18 protein-coding genes are annotated in these 22,611 nt (G+C 67.6%); 8 read left to right on the forward strand and 10 right to left on the reverse strand.

Going from position 1 to position 22,611, the window contains the following annotated elements:
* Nucleotides 1-17: 17 nt before the first annotated feature.
* From ACS3YM_RS14265 to ACS3YM_RS14275, 3 genes are all read right to left on the reverse strand, one after another.
* Entirely contained in the window at nt 18-3,083 is a 3,066-nt protein-coding gene (locus ACS3YM_RS14265; RefSeq protein WP_439937092.1) for a hypothetical protein, read from the reverse strand.
* A 467-nt stretch (nt 3,084-3,550) separates the two neighbouring features.
* Nucleotides 3,551-3,967, reverse strand: coding sequence for a hypothetical protein (locus ACS3YM_RS14270; RefSeq protein ID WP_439937093.1), 417 nt, complete (start codon nt 3,965-3,967; stop codon nt 3,551-3,553).
* Between the two features lie 4 nt (nt 3,968-3,971).
* Nucleotides 3,972-4,967, reverse strand: a complete 996-nt coding sequence (locus ACS3YM_RS14275; RefSeq protein WP_439937094.1) for a hypothetical protein — start codon at nt 4,965-4,967, stop codon at nt 3,972-3,974.
* Nucleotides 4,968-5,187: 220 nt separating this feature from the next.
* On the opposite strand from ACS3YM_RS14275, the gene ACS3YM_RS14280 reads away from it, so the two are divergent.
* Entirely contained in the window at nt 5,188-5,637 is a 450-nt protein-coding gene (locus tag ACS3YM_RS14280) for a very short patch repair endonuclease (protein WP_439937095.1), read from the forward strand.
* 55 nt (nt 5,638-5,692) lie between these two features.
* Entirely contained in the window at nt 5,693-6,901 is a 1,209-nt protein-coding gene (locus ACS3YM_RS14285) for a hypothetical protein (RefSeq protein ID WP_439937096.1), read from the forward strand.
* A 22-nt stretch (nt 6,902-6,923) separates the two neighbouring features.
* Here the strand turns inward: ACS3YM_RS14285 and ACS3YM_RS14290 are convergent, their stop codons facing one another.
* The 3 genes from ACS3YM_RS14290 to nrdR form a co-directional block, all read right to left on the reverse strand.
* Nucleotides 6,924-8,315 carry a DNA cytosine methyltransferase gene (locus tag ACS3YM_RS14290; RefSeq protein WP_439937097.1) on the reverse strand — a complete coding sequence of 464 codons (1,392 nt, stop codon included), beginning with the start codon at nt 8,313-8,315 and terminating at the stop codon, nt 6,924-6,926.
* 105 nt (nt 8,316-8,420) lie between these two features.
* Entirely contained in the window at nt 8,421-11,321 is a 2,901-nt protein-coding gene (locus ACS3YM_RS14295) for a vitamin B12-dependent ribonucleotide reductase (protein WP_439937098.1), read from the reverse strand.
* A 114-nt stretch (nt 11,322-11,435) separates the two neighbouring features.
* Nucleotides 11,436-11,912: a transcriptional regulator NrdR gene (gene nrdR, locus ACS3YM_RS14300; RefSeq protein WP_439937099.1), complete on the reverse strand. Its 477-nt coding sequence runs from the start codon at nt 11,910-11,912 to the stop codon at nt 11,436-11,438.
* 420 nt (nt 11,913-12,332) lie between these two features.
* Here nrdR and ACS3YM_RS14305 point away from each other — a divergent pair, with 420 nt between their 5' ends.
* Nucleotides 12,333-12,602, forward strand: a complete 270-nt coding sequence (locus ACS3YM_RS14305; RefSeq protein ID WP_439937100.1) for a hypothetical protein — start codon at nt 12,333-12,335, stop codon at nt 12,600-12,602.
* Between the two features lie 180 nt (nt 12,603-12,782).
* On the opposite strand, the gene ACS3YM_RS14310 is transcribed toward ACS3YM_RS14305, so the two are convergent.
* From ACS3YM_RS14310 to ACS3YM_RS14320, 3 genes are all read right to left on the reverse strand, one after another.
* Complete coding sequence (locus ACS3YM_RS14310) at nt 12,783-13,373, reverse strand: PKD domain-containing protein (protein ID WP_439937101.1); 591 nt, start codon at nt 13,371-13,373, stop codon at nt 12,783-12,785.
* 191 nt (nt 13,374-13,564) lie between these two features.
* Nucleotides 13,565-14,077: a hypothetical protein gene (locus ACS3YM_RS14315; RefSeq protein WP_439937102.1), complete on the reverse strand. Its 513-nt coding sequence runs from the start codon at nt 14,075-14,077 to the stop codon at nt 13,565-13,567.
* 288 nt (nt 14,078-14,365) lie between these two features.
* On the reverse strand, nt 14,366-14,722 hold the full coding sequence (locus tag ACS3YM_RS14320) for a LysM peptidoglycan-binding domain-containing protein (RefSeq protein WP_439937103.1): 357 nt from the start codon (nt 14,720-14,722) through the stop codon (nt 14,366-14,368).
* A gap of 272 nt (nt 14,723-14,994) precedes the next feature.
* Between ACS3YM_RS14320 and ACS3YM_RS14325 the strand changes: the two genes are divergently transcribed.
* A complete protein-coding gene (locus ACS3YM_RS14325) occupies nt 14,995-16,209 on the forward strand; it encodes an NAD(P)/FAD-dependent oxidoreductase (protein ID WP_439937104.1) in 1,215 nt (404 codons plus the stop codon).
* A 105-nt stretch (nt 16,210-16,314) separates the two neighbouring features.
* Here ACS3YM_RS14325 and ACS3YM_RS14330 read toward each other — a convergent pair whose 3' ends face one another.
* Nucleotides 16,315-17,097, reverse strand: a complete 783-nt coding sequence (locus ACS3YM_RS14330) for an SDR family NAD(P)-dependent oxidoreductase (protein ID WP_439937105.1) — start codon at nt 17,095-17,097, stop codon at nt 16,315-16,317.
* Nucleotides 17,098-17,281: 184 nt separating this feature from the next.
* On the opposite strand from ACS3YM_RS14330, the gene lexA reads away from it, so the two are divergent.
* The 4 genes from lexA (at nt 17,282) to ACS3YM_RS14350 (ending at nt 22,453) form a co-directional block, all read left to right on the forward strand.
* Nucleotides 17,282-17,971 (forward strand): transcriptional repressor LexA, encoded by a 690-nt coding sequence (lexA, locus tag ACS3YM_RS14335; protein WP_439939897.1) that lies wholly within the window; start codon nt 17,282-17,284, stop codon nt 17,969-17,971.
* 61 nt (nt 17,972-18,032) lie between these two features.
* Nucleotides 18,033-19,247 (forward strand): NAD(P)/FAD-dependent oxidoreductase, encoded by a 1,215-nt coding sequence (locus ACS3YM_RS14340; RefSeq protein ID WP_439937106.1) that lies wholly within the window; start codon nt 18,033-18,035, stop codon nt 19,245-19,247.
* A 243-nt stretch (nt 19,248-19,490) separates the two neighbouring features.
* A complete protein-coding gene (locus ACS3YM_RS14345; protein WP_439937107.1) occupies nt 19,491-21,161 on the forward strand; it encodes an alkaline phosphatase D family protein in 1,671 nt (556 codons plus the stop codon).
* Nucleotides 21,161-22,453 (forward strand): alkaline phosphatase family protein, encoded by a 1,293-nt coding sequence (locus ACS3YM_RS14350; protein WP_439937108.1) that lies wholly within the window; start codon nt 21,161-21,163, stop codon nt 22,451-22,453. The genes ACS3YM_RS14345 and ACS3YM_RS14350 overlap by 1 nt, the downstream gene beginning before the upstream one ends.
* Nucleotides 22,454-22,611: the final 158 nt, after the last annotated feature.

Below are 22,611 nucleotides of genomic sequence, written 5' to 3' on the forward strand. Positions count from 1 at the left end.
GGCTTCAACTCAGGCTCCTAGCGGCTGAACAGGTCGTAGATGTGGCATGCAAGCTCGCGCGGGACGTTGCCGTACTGGAGCAGGCGCTGCCCCGCCGGCGCGGCGGGAGGTTCACCCGATGCTGCGACCAGAGCGCGCCCATACAGACCTGGCAAGTCCGCACCCAGGGGAACGCTCAGGACGCGCTCCCGCGGGTCGTAGGCGATCAACGGCGCACCGTCCATCAGTGCCGCTAGGTGCTTTCCGAGCTGGACAGTGCAACGTGCGACCTTGCCCGTCCTGACGTCCTCATCGGTCCGCACGACGTCCACAGTTGAGAAACGTCGGACCCGGTACGCCCCACGCGCGTCCAACGCCGCGGCCGGAACCCACCGGTTGTCTCGAGGGCGGAACCACGTGATGTCGCCCACGAGGCTGTCCGACTGTCGGGGCAGTGCGGCGAGGACCTCGCTCAGCGGGGGCAACACTCCGGCGACGTCGCTCCACCCAACATCCACGACGGGAACCTGCTCCGAGTCGAGCAGGTCTGAGATCGCGTCCAGATCCTGCCGCTCACATGTTGCGAAGTAGGACGCAGGACCGTCGTCGGGATGCGAGACCGCGAGGGACATGCCGGCGGCTTCCATCGCGCCACCCACCGCGGCATAGATTCCCGCTGGCCAGTACCCGGAGAAGAGAAACCCGTCCTCAGTCCCGACCAGCGCTGTCGGCGCGACCTCCCACGAAGTCGGCTCGAGAGTGGTGCCACTTCGTCTCACGTCAAGATGCCCCACTACCTCCAGGGTGCGTGCGAACTGGTCCACGAACAGCGCCGTCGGCTCGATCTGGAATGCAATGCGCTCCAGCTGCGACCAGGAGCCCCCGCCGGTGTGGAGCAGCGCATCGAAGGCGGTCGACCAGTCGCGCTCCTTGCCGGCAGGCTTGGTCAGTCCGGAAAGGTCGTGGTGGAACGGCGCGGGCGCCGCTGCCGGGGCCCTGCCTCGGCCGTACGACGATGCCTTCAACCGGGTCGGGTACTTCCGCACCAGGCCACACTCTCGACAGCGTCCATAGCTCCACGCCTGCAGGGGGCGTCCCTTGGCGTCATGCTCGACCATGTCGATCTGCTCCCGGTGCCTGCCTGTGTACAGGCAGGAGTCGGCGTCCGGCATCGTCAGCCGCACCTCAGTGCGTACCTCTCGAGTCGCCGAGCGCGTTCCCACCAGCCAGGAAGGCGTTGCCGGGACTGCGACGTCGGCAGGCGCGAGTGTCTTGGCGCCGCTGACCAAGTGCCCCTTCACAGAGCTGGACGAGTCAGTCGAGCTGACACCGAGGCTGCCGATCCCGGGTCCGTAGGCCAGCTGCTCCAGCAGCGCCCACTGACGTCGGTCCGGAGTGTCAGCGCTGCGCAGCAGCACGTGGGTCGACGTCAGCACCTCACCGGTGTGGTGAGGCACCAGCTCGACGCGGTAGTCGCCATCCTCGAGGCCTAGAGCCGCAAGAGGTTGCACGACTACCCCGGCCTCGCCGTCGTCCCACTCGGCCAGAACTGTCTCGGTCGGCTCGTCTTCCTCGTGCTCCTCGAAGCGGTGCAGGTCCACGACCCGGACGGTGAACCCGTCAGGTGCGTCACTGACTGCCCGGACCTCCGGCGGTGACCAGGAGTGCCACTTGCCTCGTACCTGTCCCGGTAGAGCGAAGCCGTCAGCCACCTTGAGCTGGCTGCTGGTGAGAGGAACGAGTGGTGCGAGGTCGTCCATCCTGTCCGTACGCACAAGCGCACCGGGGTGGTTGAACACCTCAACGTTAGTAAAGAGTGTCCAGCCCTCAGGTTGGCCCGGGTAGGGCTCTGACTTCTGCCACCCGGGACGCGCAACGACGCTCAGCACGTCCCGAACCCGTTGCTCGAGATCTTGGTGGACCAAGAGCCGGACATCGTCGCCCAGCATCACCTGAGGACTCTCGATCCAGCGGCGCGAGAGCTCGTCCTCACGGAAGAGAACCATCCGGCGTGGTCGTCGTTCGACGACCTGGTCATCGAGGCTGTCCCTGATGCGCAGCACTCCTTCGAGAACGTCGCCCGCGTTGAGCGACGAGCCTCGTCCGAGACCCAACGCGCCCGGCAAGTCAGGAACGAGCTCTACCTGAGCAGCAGGAGTCGCGGTGGTCACCAGGGCGTCGCGCGGCTTCCCGGGCTCGGCAAGGTAGAGCAGCGCCTGGAGTGCGAACCGCTTGTGTGGAAACGACCCGATCTCCAACGTGAGCACCAGGTGACCAGCGCTCGCCGGCTCCCCTGGTGTTCGTGCGGCTCGCTCGCTGACTCGGCCGTCCCAGCTGGCCAGCGCCACCGCTGCAGCCTGGGCGATGCGCTCTCGCGCCTGCCCCTTGCTCCACAGCCGCTGCAGCGAGGCCGTTGCTAGGCAGGGACGCTGCGACATCCATCCGTCGAGAACAAGCTCCAGCTCGGTTGGGGCGACGTCCGTCCCCGGCGCGAACCCGTACTGCCGGAAGAAGTTGATCAGGCGATCACGGTCTGTTCGCCGCACGAGCGCTTGGGACACTGAGAGGCCTACGTACCGGTGGTGGAGCACGAAAGCCGTCGGGGTGCCCCGCACGCCGTCCAGCTGCAGCAGCCAGCGGTTCAGCTCCTCCCACAGTCGCTCCGACACGCGGCGGTACGCCTGGTCCAGACGATGGTCGTCCTTGTCCCATGCCAGGACTTCATGCAGGCGACCGAAGTAGTTGTGGGACGACATTCCCTCGCCCCTCGCCATGCGCTCAGCCGCTAGGCAGAACGTGGCAAGCACTCCCAGGAACGGCGGTGTCCCTGAACGTCCCTCACGAACCCATTGTCGCGTCCTTCGCATGTGTCGCTCGAAGACTGTCGCCGGTCCCCCGACGGCCAGGGTGGACGCAACAGCGGCCGACAACTCCGCCTCGACCTTCTCCGTGGGCACGCCAATGCGGACGCCCAGCGCCTCGATCGCCTCGTCCTCGAAATCGAGGTAGACCGGCTCCGGTGTCTCGAGCTCGGGGAACATGACGACCCCGATCGCCTCGTTCCACGCGTCGTAACGACCCCATGCACCTGCGACCCCGTCCACGTCACCGACCATAGGCACGACCTCCGACATTGCGCACCGCTTCGCCGAAGGTTGCGGGATCCGACTCACCAGACGAGGCGGGACTCACGGATGAACCAAGCCGTGACGCACCTGACAGCAGGTAGCCCCAAGTCGTCTGCGACCACCATCCATCGTGAGGTCGAGACTTCAGGCTGCTAGATCTACTTCGAGTCTGGCATGACCTTGTTCGACGACACGACCGCCATGGACTTTGAAAAGACGTCGGGGGCTGCTGCGGTCATGGGGTATCCACGAAAACGTCGACCGGCTTGAGGCTGCTGCCTTTGAGCTGGTACTCCTCCCCTTCGTGGCGGCGCACTATGGACGACCGCAGACCCTTCTGACGCAGCTGATCCGCGCTCATGGAGACTTGGCGAGACACCTGGACTTCGTGGTGGCGACCAAGACGTAGGTGCACCGCGCACGCGCGCTGGAGTAGCCCTGACCTACAGCTCCCAGACCTGATCTGGATCGTCGAGCGCCGCGCGAATCTGGCTCAGGTCGCCAAGGTCAGCGAGGGGTGACGTGCGAGCGACGTCGACGATGCCGCGCAGCACCTCGTGCACGGCGGTGCCGTCGCCCTTCTCAATTGCGTCGTCGAGACGGGTGAACAACCCGTCCACAATGTGCCGCCGTTCCGCGAACGCCTGGGCGAAGTACTCGCGCAAGATCGTCTCGCCGGCCTTGATGCGGGCGACTTCGGTCGTCTCGTAGGCATGCAGCCTGGCCCGCTTGGTGGACTCTTCCTCGTGGATGATGAAGCACTCGCGAGCGGTCTCGACGACCTCCTTCAGCGCGTCCAGGCCCTGGAGCGGTGTCACCTTCCCGACTACCTTGCCCACGACGGGGGCCTTGTCGGGCATCTTGTCAGTCAACTTCCTTCTCCTCGTCGACCATGCTGCGGTACTTGACGGTGAACGAGCCCGTGCCGTCGTTGATGTCGCCGTTGGAGTCGACCACAGGCGTGGCGGCCACGTCACGTACGGCGAGCGCGTAGCTCAGAGCAGCCTGGAAGCGATCAGCATGCGTGTCGCGGTCGAACTCTTCGGACTCCAGCAGGTCCAGCGCATCGATCCCTCGCGCGACCAGGCGGTCGAGCAGCGCGCTCAGCTCCGTGACACGCATGCGCACGGCCTTGAACAGGGCACAGTCGGCAGACAGTCGCGCCACCTCGACGTTGACCGCTGCCTCATACTTCTTCGCCTGCGTGAGCGCCTTGGTGCCTTGCCCCTTGAGCACCATGCCGCCCACCAGCAGAGCTGGCCCGACAGTAACGAAGTTGAGGACCGTGGCGCCCAGCGCCATGCCGCCACCGCCCGCTGCCAGACTGCCACCGCCAAGTGCAGCGAGGGTCGCGTTGCTGGCGGCCGCGCCAGACAAGCCGGAGATTGCCGTGCCGGTGCTGGCCACGCCGTACGCCCCGACCGCCGCCGTCACTCCGGCAGAAGCTGTGCCGCCCACTGCGGCAGATGTCGCAGCCCCTCCCACCAGGGCCATCAAGCTGACGGAGAGGTTTCCCTCCTCGAGGCCGACTCGGCCCGCGTCGGCATCGAGTCCGTCGACCAGTAGCCGTTCGGCGTCCTTGACCTGCTTCGCGTGCCGGCGGAGAAAGTCGCCGAGCCTCATCACGACGATCCGGATAGCCTTCTCCTGCTGTCCCCCATAGACGACGAGCGTTTGATTCGTCTTCTCGGCCGCCTTCTCGGCCTTCTTGCGAGCAGACGCGTAGTCCGCCTCAGCCTTCCTGATCGTCTTGCGGGCTTTGTTCATGTTGATCGCACCCTTGCCGCCGAGAGCGGCACCACCGGTACCCCCAGCGGCGCCCGCAGCGATCAGAGCAGCGACAATCAACGGGATCGGCACGTCAGTCCCCCTAGATGCAAAGCCGAGTCTCGGCGCCGGTCTGGCGCCGGGTGGAGACTAGCCGTCGAGAGGATCGCGGGTTAGAGATTGGATCAGTCGACCACAAACTGTCTACGCACGATCGACGATGGTCTACTCAAGTCGCGACTGATGTTGCGAACGCCAATTCACTTCTCGGGTCGCTCGTAGTATGCCCATCTGCTAGGAGACTTCATCGCCCATGAAAGAAGCTGAGCCTGCGAGGCAGAAGCCGCAAGAGGCTTTGTCGGCGAAGATGTCCGGTCTCGCGCGCCGCGACACCGGACCAGAGATCGCCCTCCGCCGGGAGCTCCATCGTCGAGGATTGCGCTACCGCGTGCAGATGAAGGTCCCCGGCAACAATCGAAGGACGATCGACATCGCATTTACCCGGGCACGGCTTGCGGTGTACGTCGACGGCTGCTTCTGGCACGGGTGTGCCGAGCACCACGTCCGTCCCAAGGCTAACAGCGACTGGTGGCGTTGGAAGATCGAGCGCAACCAACTGCGCGATCGAGACACAGACCGAGTACTCGACGCCAACAGTTGGGAGGTGGTCCGGGTCTGGGAGCACCTCCCCGCGTTCGAAGCTGCTGACTTGGTCGAACAGGCATATCGGGCTCGCATGACTGGCGGCACTTCTAAGGTATGAGACTGACTGACGCGATCGTCAGCGGCCGCGTGCCCCGTCCTGTTAGACATGAGCCGTGGGAAGCATCGAAGTAGATCAGATCGGCCCCGATGGAACTCTGGTGCAGGATGTCGACAGGACATTGCGCCCGTCGGTCAAGAATCAGTTGATTCTGGATGCGCTGCCAGGTTCGGAATCAGTAAACTACGCCGGCAAGCGCCTCGTGACTTTCGCCGATCAGCTCATATTGAGCGCTCAGGTGACACACCTGGGACGACCCTGGCCAGGCTTCAAGAAGCGAATCCAGATTCCGCCCACCTGGAAGGAAATCGCACAGCGGGCCACTTCGGACGGGCGTCGGATACGTTTCATTGGCGTCTACCACTACGAGGGCGTCACGATCTTCGTCGACTTCGATCCGACGACCTATGTCCGCCGCAGGGCGAACAACTCTGCTGCCCACGTCAGCACGAATGACCTCTTCCAGGCTCAGACCCTTGGCCAGTTCGCGAGAGTCGACCGCAACGGCAACCGCCTGACGAGCGTCCGCGCCGATCAGTTCGCCAGTTATCTCCGCGCCGGATATCAGGCGAAGCAGCCTCGTGTGGATGTCTTTCACGGCTTCAACACCGAGTTCCTCGTCGGCGACGAGATCCATGCGCTGGACGCTGTCAGGGAGATGAAGGCGGCCGAGTGGCCAGACACGTTCCAAGGCGAGTGGCCCGGCTTCTACGTGGAGTTCCGCCTTGACTCGTTCCTCCGAAACGCTGGCCTGCGTTCACTTGTGGAATACCAAAAGGCGAAGGGTCAGGGGCTGCTCGACTACGACCTGGTGTTCAAGAAGGGCGACGAGCTCGAGTACTACGGTGACCTCAAGGCATCCGACGTCACCAAGCACGAGTCACCCGGCAACGATGCCGAGGACATTCGGCGGTGCATCGAGCAGTATGGACGGTTCTGGTACGTCATCTACGAGCACGAGACCAAGCACGCCCGCGACGACGGCGATAGGGCAACCATCGAATGGAACAAGTGGAAGCGTTTGGCTGGATACACGAGCCGCAAGGGCTACGACCCACTGTCTTATGCCGGTCGTTTCAAGGCCTCGGTCCGTTTCGTCAAGATGATGATCCTTGAAGTCAACGAAGCGAACTTCCACGTGGTCCTGGGCGATTTCACTCAGGGCAGGCAGCAGAGCGGGGCGGCGCGGGCGCTCAAGGTCATGATCAAGAAGAGGAACATCGACAACTTCCTGATCTACTCCGACTCAATCGTCGACGAGTAGACCAGGCCCTCTGGCGTCGAGCCTAGTGCCGCGCCTCAAGTGCGGCGTCGGGCGACAGCGGCGCCCTGGCGATCGCCTCAATGATCCGTCGCCCCGGCGCGGAACGCTTCAGGAGGTCTTCGTCCCGGAGCACATGCTCCCGGACGACGTGCCAGACCGCAGCGACATTCACGCCGTTGCCCATCTGCTTGTACGTGGCAGAAGGCGCCTGAGCCCCAAAGTCGAACCACTCGGGCAGTCCCTGCATCCGTGCCGTCTCTCGAGGAGACAGCCGACGCTCGCGCGGACCGACGATCGAGGTCTGCGTGATGGCGACGAGTGCCGGTAGGTATGTCGGACGCTTCGCTCGGATACCCGAAGGCCGCAACTGCATCACCGTGTCCCACAGGCGCGGGGTGTCCTGCGCCTGCCACTCAAGTTTGCGACGCGATGCGGGGAACTTGTCGGTGAAGATGCCCCACTTGCGCGTCCACGGTTTGAGCCAATCCTCGTGCTCAAGGAAGAGTGCGTAATTCTTGGCGAGATGGCCCGCCTTCCACTGCGGAAGGGTCGGGTCGGACTCCATCAGGTCCTTGTAGTGAGGCGTCGACCCGAAGGCTCGTCGCACTGCAGACTTGGTGCTCCAGACATCAGTCCACGAGTCGGCCCAGATCGGCATGCCCGGCGGCCGACGGCCATCGGTCTTCTCGTACCAGGTCTCGACGAAATCGTTCCACGCGTCGATCCAGAGCCGCTCGGAGTCGGTCAGATTGCAGCCCGTGATGTTGTGGCTGTCGTCGAGCAGGTCCTCGAGGTGCCAGGTGGCGGGCTCCCATCCATCCACCGGCTGTCCCGACAGCACGGGCGGATCCACGTCCATCCCGTTCGTCAGACCGTCCGGGTCGTACGTAGCCGTGATGAACACGCGCTCGCGCACCTGCGGGCGCCCGCCACGTTCGGGCGGAAGGAGGTGAGGTGAGAACACGGCCGGCGTCTCGGATACGCGGTAACCCTCGTCGCGAAGCGTCTCGATGATCACCTGCCACTCGTGCATGTGACGGGGGCCGGCGAGGTTGCGGACGTTCTCGAGGAGGACGATCTTCGGGTGTCGCTCCTGGATGATCCGAAGGATGTTGTAGTAGAGCGTCCCGCGGGTTTCGTCCATCCCTCGCTGCGCGCCCGACTTGGAGAAAGGCTGGCAGGGGAACCCCGCCGCGAGCACCTCGTGAGCAGGGACGTTCATGACCTCGTCACTTGCGTCCTTGGTGATGTCACCGAGCGCCTTGACACCCCAGTTCTTCTCGTAGACCGCCGCGGCCTTCTTATCGACCTCGACGGCGTACACGCACTTTCCGCCTAGGGCGGACAACGCCGCGTGGAAGCCACCGACACCCGCGAACAGATCGATGAAGCGGAAGCCGTGTGTCGAGCTCATGTTCGAAGCTTATGCCTCTCCGGGCGATACTGCAAAGACGTCTGTCGCGTGTTGTGGACGAGGGCGGACCGCATCACGCGGTCCGCCCTCGACATCTCTGTCAGGTCAGCTGCAGCCGCTCGTGCTCCCGCAGCCCTCGCAGACGTAGCACGAGCCGGCCGGGCGCATCTTCGTGCCGCAGGTCATGCAGAGCGGGGAGTCGACGGCGGTGCCGGTGAGCTTCTCGAAGAGCTCGGCCGTGGTCTTGGCCTCGCCGGTGGTCACCTTGGCAGGGACCTCGCGAGCCTCGGAGCCGTGGGTGTCCTTGGTCTCGACCTCCTCGGCCTCGACGATCTCGACAGAGGACGCAGAGGGCGCCTCGACGAGCTCGGCGGCCGAGCCGGTCTCCTCCACGATCGGCTCGTAGGAGCCGGTCTCGAGGTGGCGCTGGCGCTCCTCGGCGGAGTAGATGCCCAGGGCCGAGCGCTCCTCGAAGGACAGGTAGTCCAGGGCGAGGCGGCGCCACACGTAGTCCATGAGCGACTGGGCCATGCGGACGTCCGGGTCGTCGGTGAGGCCGGCGGGCTCGAAGCGCAGGTTGGTGAACTTCGAGACGTACGTCTCCAGCGGGACGCCGTACTGCAGGCCGATCGACACCGCGATCGAGAAGGCGTCCATCACGCCGGCCAGGGTCGAGCCCTGCTTGCCGAGCTTGAGGAAGACCTCGCCGAGCTGGCCGTCGTCGTGGGCGCCGGAGGTCATGTAGCCCTCGGCACCGCCGACCGTGAACGACGTCGTGCGGGAGACGCGCGACTTCGGCAGGCGCTTGCGGACCGGGGCGTAGACGACCTTCTCCACGACCTTGGTCTCGACCGCAGTCTCGCCGGCAGCCTTGTCGGCCGCGTCCTTCTTGGCCTTGCCGCCACCGTCGGAGAGCGGCTGGCCGACCTTGCAGTTGTCCCTGTAGATCGCGGTCGCCTTCAGGCCGAGCTTCCAGGACTGCATGTAGACGTCCTCGATCTCCTCGACCGTGGCGCTCTCGGGCAGGTTGACCGTCTTGGAGATCGCGCCGGAGAGGAACGGCTGCGCGGCCGCCATCATCCGCACGTGGCCCATCGGCTTGAGCGCGCGGGCGCCCATCGCGGTGTCGAAGATCTCGTAGTGCTCGGTCTTGAGGCCGGGAGCGTCGACCACGTGGCCGTGCTCGGCGATGTAGGCGACGATCGCCTCGATCTGCTCGGGCTGGTAGCCGAGCTTCTTCAGCGCCCGCGGGATCGTCTGGTTGACGATCTGCATCGAGCCGCCGCCGACGAGCTTCTTGAACTTCACCAGGGAGAAGTCGGGCTCGATGCCGGTGGTGTCGCAGTCCATCATGAAGCCGATGGTGCCGGTGGGCGCGAGCACGGAGGCCTGCGCGTTGCGGAAGCCGTTCTTCTCGCCGAGCTTGATCACGTCGGCCCACGCCTTCGAGGCCAGCTTGTGCACGCGACCGTCCTCGGTGTGCAGCACGCGGACGACGTCGTTGGCCGCCTGGTGCTTGCGCATCACGCGCTTGTGGGCGTCGGCGTTGCGGGCGTAGCCGGCGTAGGGGCCGACGATGCCGGCGAGCTCGGCGCTGCGCTTGTACGACGTACCGGTCATGAGCGACGTGATCGCGGCAGCCATCGAGCGGCCGCCCTCGGAGTCGTAGCCCAGGCCCATCGCCATGAGCAGCGCGCCGAGGTTGGCGTAGCCGATGCCGAGCTGGCGGTAGTCGCGGGTGGTGTCGCCGATCGGCTCGGTCGGGAAGTCGGCGAAGCAGATCGAGATGTCCATCGCGGTGATGATGAACTCGACGGCCTTCGCGAAGAGGGCGGCGTCGAAGGTGTCGTCGTCCTTGAGGAACTTCAGCAGGTTGAGGCTCGCGAGGTTGCACGAGGAGTTGTCGAGCGACATGTACTCCGAGCACGGGTTGGACGCGGTGATGCGGCCGGTCTCGGGGTTGGTGTGCCAGTCGTTGATCGTGTCGTCGTACTGCAGGCCGGGGTCGGCGCAGGCCCAGGCGGCCTCGCTGATCTTGCGGAACAGGTCGCGGGCGTCGACGGTCTCGATGACCTCGCCGGTGCCGCGCGAGCGCAGGCCGAACTCGGTGCCGTCCTCGACCGCACGCATGAACTCGTCGCTGACGCGGACCGAGTTGTTGGCGTTCTGGTACTGCACGGAGGTGATGTCGGCGCCGCCGAGGTCCATGTCGAACCCGGCGTCGCGGAGGGCGCGGATCTTGTCCTCCTCCTTCGCCTTCGTCATCACGAACTCCTCGATGTCGGGGTGGTCGACGTCGAGGACGACCATCTTGGCCGCACGACGCGTCGCGCCGCCCGACTTGATGGTGCCCGCGGAAGCGTCGGCGCCGCGCATGAAGGAGACCGGACCCGACGCCGTACCGCCGCTGGAGAGCAGCTCCTTCGACGAGCGGATGCGGGAGAGGTTGAGGCCGGCACCGGAGCCGCCCTTGAAGATGAAGCCCTCTTCCTTGTACCAGTTGAGGATCGAGTCCATCGAGTCGTCGACCGAGAGGATGAAGCAGGCGCTGACCTGCTGCGGCGAGGCGGTGCCGACGTTGAACCAGACGGGGCTGTTGAAGGAGAAGTACTGGTTGACCAGCAGCCAGGTGAGCTCGTGCTCGAAGACCTCGGCGTCGCCGTCGGTCTTGAAGTAGCCGTGGTCGATGCCGGCCTTGGTGTAGGTCTTCACGACCCGGTCGATGAGCTGCTTGAGGCTCCACTCGCGGGCGTCGGTGCCGACGGCGCCGCGGAAGTACTTGGTGGTGACGATCGTCGAGGCGTTGACCGACCAGAAGTCGGGGAACTCCACGCCGCGCTGCTCGAAGACGGTCTCGCCGGTCTTCCAGTTCTGCTGGACGACGTCGCGACGCTCCCAGGTGATGGCGTCGTAGGGGTGGGTGCCCTCCGTGCTGAAGACACGCTCCAGCGTCAGGCCCTTGCCCTTCGCTGCACCCTTGGCGCGGCTGCTCACCGTCTCGGTCATGGAGTTCCTCGATCCCTCGTTGGATGGGTGATGTGTGGTGCGTCGCGAGTCGTCTCGCGGGGGTTGGTGAGCCCGGCAGGCAGCTTCCCCACTACCTGCCGGGCCGTCTGGGGGTCAGCCCGTCGTGGCGGGCTGATCGTCGGCGGCTCGTTCGAGCCGCAGCATCTTGATCTCGGCGTCGAAGTCGTCGGCCGACTCGAACGCGCGGTAGACGGAGGCGAACCGGAGGTACGCCACCTCGTCGAGCGCCCGCAGCGGGGCGAGGATCGCCAGACCGATGTCGTTGGCGTCGAGCTCGGCCTGGCCGCTGAGGCGCAGGGCGTCCTCGACGTCCTGGCCGAGGCAGGCGAGCTGGGCGTCGGTGACCGGGCGGCCCTTGCAGGCCTTGCGGACGCCGGCGATCGCCTTGTCGCGGTTGAAGGGCTCGGTCGCGCCGGAGCGCTTGAGCACGGTGAGCTGCATCTTCTCGACCGTCGTGAAGCGGCGGTCGCACTCCGCGCAGGTGCGCCGGCGGCGGATCGAACCACCGTCGTCGGCGACGCGGGAGTCGAGGACCTTGGTGTCCTCGTTCTTGCAGTAGGGACAGTGCATGGTGGTCCTCCTCTCCGAGTGCGTCAGGGCGCGGTTCGTACACCCTCATAACGGGGTGTCGCCTGGGGATGTTCCTGTGGACAACTAGCCTTGGCCTGTGCGCTTCTCCCCCTGGCCTGTGCACCAGATGTGGATAACTACAGCGGTGTAACTACTAGATGTAGTGGTAACCGTACGTCCCGCCCACAAGGCTTGGCAAGTGAATGCGGATGTTGGCCGGACTAATTTCCAGGGCTCGGCAAAACCGCAGGTCAGTGCCCTGTCCGCCCCTCTCGAGGCGGCGTGTCGGACTTCACAACTGGTCCAAACCGGCCACCCCTCTGGGCGTCATCAGCCACAATGTCCCCCGTGTCCACGGGGAAGAGAGCAGGGTCTCGCAAAGGGACTCCCGCACCCCGTTCCCTGAACCGCGGTGCTCTCGTGATCGGTGGAGGCATCACCCTCTGCGTCATCGCCTGGGGCTATCTCGTCTACGCCGCCATCGACTTCGGTACGGCGGCGCGCGGCGGCAGCTCGTCCGCCTGGCTGTTCATGGGGCTGGCCTGCCTCGGCGCCATCGCCTGCCTCTTCGTGGGGCTGCTGCTCCTCGCCCGGATGATGCGGGCGCTCGGCGTCACCTCGCCGCCTTCCTCCCCTTCCTCGCCCGACGCCCCGCCGCGCCCCGTCGGGGGCAAGCGCGCCGCTCGCTGACTCGTCCTTGCTGGATTTCCACTCGCACGAGTGGAAGTTCAGCGCCCGCGGGACGCGGTCACGCTCAGCGGGGCATGGAGTTCGACTCGTGCGAGTGGAAGTTCACCTCGGCGCTCGAGGGGCCGCGCCGGCCGCCTTTTGCGGTACCTGTGACTTGGGATCCACGTCACGAGAACCGCGCTACCGGAGCACGAGCTGCGGGAGGGCCTCGACGACCTCGAGGTTCTGAGCCGCACCCGTCACCGTGAGGGTGTCCGGGATCGCCGTCCACTCGCCATCGCCGATGCGGTACTCGCCGGCATAGGTGACGTCCAGGCTGACCGCGACCTCGCCGACCTGTTGGTAGCTGTGTGTCACGTCGAGATGGGGGTGCGGGCGCCCGGGGCTGGACGACTGGGTGCTGGTGCCGTCACCGAAGTGGAAGGTGTACGCCGACCGCAGGGCGCGCAGCGTCACCTTCTGCTTGGCGATCGTGATCTCCTTGGTGACCGGCTCCGAGTCGAGTGTGTAGAAGTTCGTCTCGAAGTTCACCAGCGTCTTGCCTTCAGGCGGCTGCACGACCAGCTCGGACGCAGGCCAGGCGATCCGTTTGAACTCCCGGATGACCAGCTTCGCGAGGTCGACCTGCTGGACCTCCGAGGCGGGGACGCAGACGTCGCCCACATCGGTGCCGTCCATGTAGACGTCGTGGACGAAGCCCTCTTCGCCGGCCTCGTTGCACTCCACGTGCTCCGTGCAGATGCCGCCGTTGCCGCACTGGATGGAGACCACCCAGGTATGACCGTCGCCCGCACCCGAGCTCTGTTGATAATCCGCGTAGGTCCAGGCGCAGTCAGACGCAACCGCTTGCCACGTCACTTGGAGGCAGGTCGGTTCTGCACTGACGGGGGCGCCTGCGCGTGAACTGCCCGCGCCACCGAAGCCGAAGACGACGGCCAGGAGAACAACCGTCAAAGCACGCATCAGATGACCGAGTAGTGGCGCATGACGAAGGAATCGGATCGCTCGGCCAAGGTCATTCGGTAGCGCTGGGTCGCCGCCGGGAAGACGCGGGGCGCCTCCCCTGGAACCTTGATCCGAAGACGAGAAGCCTCGACCTCTACGACGAAGGTCGGAGGCTTGTCGGAGTCCTGCTCTACGCGGACGACCTCAGATCCCCCGAACTCGACACTCCCGCCGTTTGAGTACACGTCTCTGACTTGTTCGGCGTAGGTGGTGCACGCCTGGCAGCCCTTCGACAGAGTGAGGAAGTCGCGAGTCTCTCCACTCAGCACCATGGCGTCCGCCGCAGCCTGCCACCGCCGAATGAAGTCCTCCGCACTCTCAGCCTGAGCCGTCTCGGACTCCGTGGGCGAAGGCGTCGACGACGAAGTCGTCGGGTCGGGCATCTTCGGCGTCGGCTGGGCCTCGTCACTGCACCCAGCCAGCAGCAGCGGAACTGCGAAGGTCAGCGCAAGTGTGCGGCGTACGTGCATGAGAGGCCTTCCCGAGACAACGTCAGCACGCTGAAACTACCCATCTCCGAGGCTGTCGAACCACCCTGAAAGCAAAGCCTGTGGATCGGCGCTCGGCGAGGGTGGCGGCATGTGACAACGAAACGGGCCTTGGCGATGTCGTATGCCGCCACCCTGAGCGGCGAGATGTCAGATGCCGCCACCCACGAGAAGGCGACAAATGCGCCGAGGGGCGGGCCAGTGGCCCGCCCCTCGTCTTCCCCTGGTTCCACCAGCCGGGGTCGAAGCGGCTGATGGAGGCCTCACGCGTCAGTCGGTGGCGACCGGGACGCGGAGCTTCTGGCCGGCGGCGAGGCCGGTGGACTCGAGCGCGTTGAGGCGCTCGATCTCGTTCATCGCGGTCCGGACGTCGCCGTCGGTCGCGATGTCGCTGGCGATGTCCCACAGCGTGTCGCCGGGAGCGACCGTCACGATCTCGGTCGGGATCGGCTCACCGGCCGAGCCGGTGCCGACAGCACCGCCGGCCAGCATGAAAGCGACACCGAGGACCAGGAAGAGCGAGGTCAGGAAGACCGCCAGGCGGCCGCGACGGGTCAGGCGCACCGTCGAGCGGGCGCGCGCAGCGCTGGTGGAGGGAAAGGCGGGGGCAAGGCTGAGGGTGCTCATGGTGGCCTCCTGGGGAAGATCAGCCGGGTGGTTTCTGTCGAGCAGATGTCTAGTCGGAGCCACCGACAGTGGGTCTGGACCCGGATCGGTGTCGATCAGACGTTCGATCGAACAGGTGTACGACGTTAGAGCACGTGTTCGAATCCGTCAAGCGCCACGCCGAACGAATGTTCGAAGGTCGAACGGACCTTGCGGACGGGACCTCCGCACCTGCCGAGGGACGAGGACGACGGGCAGGCTCGAGGAGCAAGGACGACACACAGGGAGCAGTCATGTCACGCAAGAAGGTCTTGGTCCTCGGCGGCAACTTCGGCGGTCTCACCGCCGCGCTGACCGTCAAGCACGAGCTGCACGGGGACGTCGACGTGACCGTCGTGTCGTCCTCCGACGAGTTCCTCTTCACGCCCTCGCTGATCTGGGTGCCGTTCGGCAAGCGCACCCGACGCGACATCACCTTCAAGGTCGGTCCGACGTTCGAGGACCACCAGGTCGACTTCGTCCACGCCGAGGCCACCGCCATCGACCCCGTCGCCAAGCGGGTCGAGACGACCGCGGGTCCGCAGGACTACGACTACCTCGTCATCGCCACCGGCTACCGCAACCGCTTCGACGTGATCCCCGGCCTCGGCAAGGACGGCAACGCCCACACCATCACCACGTTGGAGGACGCGATCCACGCAGGCGAGGCCTGGCGTCGCTTCGTCGACCAGGACGAGCCCGGCGACATCGTCATCGGCGCGACCCAGGGCGCCGGCTGCTTCGGCGCGGCGTACGAGTTCCTCTTCAACACCAGCTACCAGCTCAAGAAGGCGGGGCTGAAGAAGAAGGTGAAGCTGACGTACGTCAGCGCCGAGCCCTTCCTCGGCCACTTCGGCATCGGCGGCCTCCCCCACGGCGAGACCCTGCTCGGGATGTTCCTCAAGAAGGAGAAGATCGACGCGGTGCTCGCGACGGCGATGGACCACGTCGACGAGGGCCGGCTGGTGCTCGCCGACGGGCGCACGATCGACTTCGGCTACGCCATGATCGTGCCGCCGTTCTCCGGCCAGGAGGTCGTCCGCCGCGTCGAGAAGATCTCCGACGACAACGGCTTCGTCAAGGTCAGGGACACCTACCAGACCGAGACCTACGACGACGTGTACGCCGTCGGGGTGGCCGCCGCGGTCGACGTCCCGTGGACGACCGCGACGCCGGTGGGCATCCCGAAGACCGGCTTCCCGACCGAGCAGCAGGCGCACACCGCCGCGGTCAACATCGCCGCCCAGGTTCGCGGCGAGCAGCCGGCAGCGCACAAGGCGTTCGGGGACATCCCGGCCGTGTGCGTGATGGACGCCGGCAACAACGGCGTCGTCATCCTGGCCGACAAGATGCTGCCGCCGCGCAAGCACGGAGTGCTCATCCCGGGCCCGCAGGCCCACGCGATGAAGCTCGGCTTCGAGAAGTACTTCCTCTGGAAGATGAAGCACGGGCAGGTACAGCTGCCCTGACCACACCTGGCGCGCTCACTGGGTGCGCCAAATGGTCGCTGGCCGCGCGGAATTCCGCCACTCGAGCGGCCATATGTCCGCTCGAGTGGGACAAGGCGCGCTCGGTCAGCGCTTCTTCATCGCCCGCCGACCCTGGGCGGCGAAGAGCCCGGCGGCGTGCTGCATCACGCCCGGCGCGAGCGCGGAGCCGCGTACGACTCCCCCACGCCAGGTCGGCACCGCGCGCACCACACGCCGCGACCCGACCAGCGACACCGCCGCCCGGGCGACCTCCGCGACCGAGAGGATCGGGCCTCCTGAGTGCACCAGCTGCGAGCCGAGGCCGGACGGGTCCTGGCCGGCGAGCATCGCGGTGTCGGCACCGTCGGGGCAGAGCGCGTGGACGCGCACGTTGCGCGGGGTCTCGGCGTTGACCGACGCGCTCAGCGACACGACGCCGGCCTTCGTGGCGGCGTACACGCTGTAGCCCGGCACCGGGCCGAGCCCCGCGAGCGAGGCGATGTTGACGACGTCGCCGCCGCCCGGCCCGAAGGCGGCGAGCGCGGCCCGCGTGCCCCACATCGCGCCGAGCAGGTTGACCTCCACCAGCCGGCGTACCTGCTCGTCGGTCAGCTCGGCCAGCGTGCCGTCGTCGCCGACGCCCGCGTTGTTGAACCAGGTCGTGAGCGTGCCGTGCTCCGCCGCGACCGCGGCCACCGCGTGGTGCGCCTCCGGGTCGCGTACGTCGAGGAGCACGCCCGCCGCGGCGCCGATCAGGTCCGCGGTCTCCATCGCCGCCGCTCCGTCGATGTCACCGATCACGACCCGGTGACCGCGCGCGAGCATCAGCTCCGCGATCCCGCGCCCGATCCCGCGGGCTCCACCAGTGACGACGCACGAGGTCTCCATGTGCCGGAGGGTAGCGACACGCGGCTTCGAACAGGTGTTTGATCCCGGGGTACGATGAGGGCTACGGTGGGCGCACCAGCCACCTCGCGGCCCACGAGCCGGACCGCAGACGGACACAGGGGTGGCAACCGCGTCGAGAGGTTCACACGAGATGGCCAAGCCGGACGACAAGAACGTCATCGAGATGCCCGACGGTCCCCCGGACGCGACCGGCCTGACGCCGCGGCAGCAGCGCGTGCTCGCCACGATCAAGGACTCCATCGAGACCAAGGGCTACCCGCCCTCGATGCGCGAGATCGGCCAGGCCGTCGGCCTCACGTCCTCCTCCAGCGTCGCCCACCAGCTGCGTGTCCTCGAGGGGAAGGGCTTCCTCAAGCGCGACCCCAATCGTCCGCGCGCCCTCGAGGTGTTCCTGCCCGAGGTGATGGCGGCCCGTCGCTCGATGTCCAGCGCCGAGGAGTCCAGCGTCGACGAGACGGGCATCGGTGACGTCGTCCCGACCGCGGTCAACATCCCGGTCGTCGGCCGGATCGCCGCCGGTGGCCCGATCCTGGCCGAGGAGCAGGTCACCGACGTCTTCCCGCTGCCCAAGCAGCTCGTCGGCGACGGCACGCTCTTCCTGCTCGAGGTCTCCGGCGATTCGATGGTCGACGCGGCCATCTGCAACGGCGACTACGTCGTGATCCGCCAGGAGCAGACCGCGACCAACGGCCAGATCGTCGCCGCGATGATCGACGGCGAGGCGACCGTCAAGACCTTCCAGCGCAAGGACGGCCACGTGTGGCTGCTGCCGCACAACGACGCCTACGACCCGATCCCCGGTGACAACGCCACGATCCTCGGTGTCGTCACGGCGGTGCTGCGCAGCCTCTGAGGACCACCGACGGGGTGAGGACCCCGTTGCAGGCCTTGACGGCGCGGGCCACGATGGCCGCATGAGCCACGTCAAGGAGTCCTACGACTACGTCATCGTCGGAGCGGGTGTCGCGGCCGCCAGCGCCGTGAAGGGCATCCGCTCCGAGGACAGCAGCGGCACGGTCGCGGTGCTGGGGTCCGAGCCCGACAAGCCGGTCTACCGGCCCGACCTGTCCAAGGCGCTGTGGCTCCAGGACGACAAGACGCTGGAAGGGTCGTCGCTGGCCGGCGACCTCGACGACGACGAGGCCGTCGACCTCGTCACGGACACGACGGTGACCGAGATCGACCCCGACGCGCACGTCGTACGCCTCGCCGACGGCAGCACGGTCGGCTACGGCAAGCTGCTGCTGGCCACCGGCGCCGAGCCGCGCACGCTGTCGATTCCCCCCGGCCCGCGCGTCGTCTACTACCGCACCGCCGCGGACTACCAGCGGCTGCGCGCGGTCGCCGAGAAGGGCAGCCATGTCGCGATCGTCGGCGGCGGCTACATCGGCTCGGAGATCGCCTCGGCCCTCGTGCAGAACGGCGTCGACGTGACGCTCGTGCTCGACCTCGAGGACGTGCAGGAGCAGATGTTCCCGCGCGCGCTCGCGGCCAGCCTGACCAAGGCGTTCGACGACCGCGGCGTGACGATCGTGCACGGCTCGGTCGCCGGCGGCGAGGAGAGCGACGGCGGCGTGCGGATCCGCCTCGACGACGGCACCGACATCGCCGCCGACGCCGCGGTCATCGGCGTGGGCGTCATCCCCCGCACCGGCCTGGCTGAGGCCGCCGGGCTCGAGGTCGACAACGGCATCGTGGTCGACGACCACCTGCGCACCAGCGCGCCCGACGTGTACGCCGCGGGCGACGTCGCGTCCTACCCCGACGCGCTGCTCGGCCGGCGTCGGGTCGAGCACGTCGACCAGGCGGAGAAGTCCGGCGAGCACGCCGGCAAGGTGATGGCCGGCTCCGACGCGGCCTACGACTACACGCCGTTCTTCTGGTCCGACATCCTCGACTACGGCTACGAGGCCGTCGGCGAGGTCACCAGCCGCAACGACATGGTCGAGGACTGGAAGGACGGCCAGATCGGCACCGGCGTCGTGTACTACCTGAAGTCCGGGCAGGTCCGCGGCGTGCTGCTGTGGAACGTCTGGGACAGCGTCGACAAGGCGCGCGATCTCATCGCCGAGACGACGAAGTCGCCGGTCGCCGACCCCGAGACGCTGCGCGGGCGGATTCCCTTCTGAGGCCGTCACCCCAGGGTGGCGGCATACGACATGACGTCGCCCGAGGGTGGCGGCAGACGACATGGATTTCGCCGTCGGACATGTCGTATGCCGCCACGGTGGCGACACACCACGTCGTATGCCGCCACGGTGGCGACACACCACGTCGTATGCCGCCACCCACCAGCGTCGGGAACGCCTGAACGGCGCGTGAACTCTGGGAAGGGGGCGTGATCTTCGGGCGGGTACGTCGTTGAACCCGACGTGACTCCATCGAACTTCTCCCGCCGAGCCGTCCTCGCAGGTGGCGCCGGCGCCGCTGCACTGGCCGGCGCGACGACGAGCCTCCAGAGCGCCTCCGCGGCGAGCCCGACGTTCCAGCACGGCGTCGCCTCGGGCGACCCGCTCCCCGACGCCGTCGTGCTGTGGACCCGCGTCACCCCGACCCCGGAGGCCACACCGGGCTCGGGACAGGGGCCCAGCACCACGGTGGCCTGGGAGGTCGCCACCGACCACCGGTTCCGCGACGTCGTACGCCAGGGGCGCGCCGCGACCGGCCCCGACCGCGACCACACCGTCAAGGTGGACGCGACCGGGCTGCGGCCGGACACGGCGTACTTCTACCGCTTCACCGTGCGCGGCGCGACCAGCCCCGTGGGCCGCACCCGCACCGCGCCGGCCAGCACCGCGAGCCCGGACCGGCTGCGTTTCGGCGTCGTCTCCTGCGCCAACCTGCAAGCCGGCTGGTTCACCGCCTACCGCCACCTGGCGGCCCGTGACGACATCACCGCGGTGATCCACCTGGGCGACTACCTCTACGAGTACGCCCCGGGCGAGTACGGCTACGGCCGGTCCAACACCGACATCCGCCCGCACGTGCCCGCCCGCGAGATGGTGGGGCTCGCCGACTACCGACAGCGGCACGCGCAGTACAAGGCCGACACCGACCTGCGCGCGCTCCACGCGAGGCACCCGTTCATCGTCACGTGGGACGACCACGAGGTCGCCAACGACGCGTGGCGCGAGGGCGCGGAGAACCACCAGCCCGACGAGGGCGACTACCTCGCCCGGCGGGCGGCCGCGCACCAGGCGTACGACGAGTGGATGCCGGTGCGCATGTCCGGCACCGCCGCGACCGGCGACGGCACCCAGCTCTTCCGCACCCTGCAGTTCGGCGCGCTCGCCGAGCTGAACATGCTGGACCTGCGCACCTACCGCGACCAGCAGGCGGCGACCCCAGCGCCGAGCCCGGTGCCCTCGCCCGAGGGTGGTGGCGACGGCACCATCACCGGTCGCGCGCAGGTCGACTGGCTCAAGGAGCGGCTGCGCCGCGACGGGCCGCAGTGGAAGCTGGTCGGCAACCCGGTGATGATCGCGCCGGTCACCTTCGCGCAGCTGCCGCACGACCTCGTCGACCCCGTCAACGACGTCACCGGGCTGCTGCCGCGCGACGGCGCGCCCTACAACGTCGACCAATGGGACGGCTACACCAACGACCGCCGCGAGCTGTTCGAGCACATCCGGGACAACGGCGTGAAGGACGTGGTCTTCCTGACCGGCGACATCCACTCCGGCTGGGCCTGCGACCTGCCCTACGACGCCTCGACCTACCCGCTCGGCGACTCGGCGGGCGTCGAGCTGGTGTGCACGTCGGTCACCTCCAACAACCTCAAGGACATCACCGGCACGCCGGCGCGCACCAGCTCGCTCGCCGTCGAGGCGGTCATCCAGACCAACAACCGGCACGTGAAGTACCTCAACTTCGACGACCACGGCTACTCCGTCCTCGACGTGACGCCGGAGCGGGTGCAGATGGACTGGTACGTCGTCGGCGACCGCGCCGACCGCACCGCGGGGTCGTCCTGGACCGCCTCCTGGGCCACGAGGTCCGGGACCAACAAGGTGCAGGCCGTCAGCGCGCCGGTGGGCGCCTGATGTGCCGCACGGGACGCGGCGGCGCCTTCGAGCGCGGCCGCCACGAGATCCGGACCGGTCGTCGCACCCTGCTGGCCGCCGGCGCAGCCGGGGTCGCCATCTCGAGCCTGCCGCGAGCTGCAGCGGCAGCGGCCGGCACCCGTCAGAGGGCCTACGTCCTCGTCCTCGACGGGTGCCGGCCGGACGAGATCACGCGTGAGCTCATGCCACGCACCAGCGCGCTGCGCGACGGCGGGCTCCACCACCCGCGCGCGACGTCGATGCCCGTGATGGAGACCATCCCCAACCACGTGATGATGATGACCGGCGTGCGCCCCGACCGCAGCGGCGTACCCGCCAACTCGATCTATGACCGCACCGCCGGCGAGGTGCGCGACATGGACCGCGCAGACGACATCCGCGTGCAGACGGTCATCGAGCGGCTCAACGCCACCGGCCTTACCACCGGCACGGTGCTGAGCAAGGAGTACCTCTACGGCGTGTTCGGCAGCCGCGCGACGTACCGCTGGGAGCCGGCACCGGTCGTGCCGGTCTCCGGCCACGCCCCCGACGCGTTCACGATGCAGGCGGCGCTCACGATGGTCGAGGAGCACGACCCGCACCTGGTCTTCGTCAACCTCGGCGACATCGACCGGCTCGGCCACTCCGACCTCACCGGCCCGCTCGGGCTCAAGGCGGCGCGACAGGCCGCGCTGGCCGAGACCGACGTGCAGGTGGGGCGCTTCGTCGACCTGCTGACGTCGTCGGGGCGCTGGGCGGACTCGATGGTCGTGGTCCTCGCCGACCACTCGATGGACTGGTCGCTGCCGCACCAGCTGATCCACCTCGCGCCCGTGCTCGAGGCCGACCCGTTGCTGGCCGGTCACGTGGTGATCGCCGACAACGGCGGTGCCGACCTCCTCTACTGGACCGGCGACCCGGCCCTCCTCGACGCCGCCGTCGCCCGCATGGTCGAGCTCACCTCGGCGGTTCCGGGCGTGCTGGCCGCCCACGACCCGCGCACCAACACGTCGCTGCGCACCGGGCCGCTCGGCGGCGACGTGGTCGTCTACGCCCGCGCGGGCTGGCGCTTCAGCGACCCCGACCAGTGGTCCAACCCGATCCCGGGCAACCACGGCCACCCCGCGACGATGCCGATCCCGTTCTTCGTCGCCGGCGGCCACCCGCGGGTCCCGGTGCGTACGACGTCCTCCGCCCAGGCCGCGACCATCGACGTCGCCCCGACCGTCGGCGACTTCTTCGGCGTCGCGGCGCCGTCGGGCGGGTACGACGGCGTCTCCCGCCTCCCCTAGGCCCAGCCGCGGGGTGGCGGCATACGACGTGCGAGCCCCTGAGGGTGGCGGCATACGACGTGCGAGCCCCTGAGGGTGGCGGCATACGACGTGGTTCAGCGCCCCGAACATGTCGTATGCCGCCAGGGTGGCCACACGACATGTCGTATGCCGCCACC

The organism is Nocardioides sp. N13(2025) (assembly GCF_051912545.1).
GTDB lineage: Bacteria > Actinomycetota > Actinomycetes > Propionibacteriales > Nocardioidaceae > Nocardioides.

Bases quoted from the DNA above. Each gene is read 5' to 3' on its own strand.
- ACS3YM_RS14270 (WP_439937093.1), bottom strand. From the start codon at position 3,967: ATGCCCGACAAGGCCCCCGTCGTGGGCAAGGTAGTCGGGAAGGTGACA.
- ACS3YM_RS14280 (WP_439937095.1), top strand. From the start codon at position 5,188: ATGAAAGAAGCTGAGCCTGCGAGGCAGAAGCCGCAAGAGGCTTTGTCG.
- ACS3YM_RS14290 (WP_439937097.1), bottom strand. From the start codon at position 8,315: ATGAGCTCGACACACGGCTTCCGCTTCATCGATCTGTTCGCGGGTGTC.
- ACS3YM_RS14295 (WP_439937098.1), bottom strand. From the start codon at position 11,321: ATGACCGAGACGGTGAGCAGCCGCGCCAAGGGTGCAGCGAAGGGCAAG.
- nrdR (WP_439937099.1), bottom strand. From the start codon at position 11,912: ATGCACTGTCCCTACTGCAAGAACGAGGACACCAAGGTCCTCGACTCC.
- ACS3YM_RS14315 (WP_439937102.1), bottom strand. From the start codon at position 14,077: ATGCACGTACGCCGCACACTTGCGCTGACCTTCGCAGTTCCGCTGCTG.
- ACS3YM_RS14320 (WP_439937103.1), bottom strand. From the start codon at position 14,722: ATGAGCACCCTCAGCCTTGCCCCCGCCTTTCCCTCCACCAGCGCTGCG.
- ACS3YM_RS14325 (WP_439937104.1), top strand. From the start codon at position 14,995: ATGTCACGCAAGAAGGTCTTGGTCCTCGGCGGCAACTTCGGCGGTCTC.
- ACS3YM_RS14330 (WP_439937105.1), bottom strand. From the start codon at position 17,097: ATGGAGACCTCGTGCGTCGTCACTGGTGGAGCCCGCGGGATCGGGCGC.
- lexA (WP_439939897.1), top strand. From the start codon at position 17,282: ATGCCCGACGGTCCCCCGGACGCGACCGGCCTGACGCCGCGGCAGCAG.
- ACS3YM_RS14340 (WP_439937106.1), top strand. From the start codon at position 18,033: ATGAGCCACGTCAAGGAGTCCTACGACTACGTCATCGTCGGAGCGGGT.
- ACS3YM_RS14350 (WP_439937108.1), top strand. From the start codon at position 21,161: ATGTGCCGCACGGGACGCGGCGGCGCCTTCGAGCGCGGCCGCCACGAG.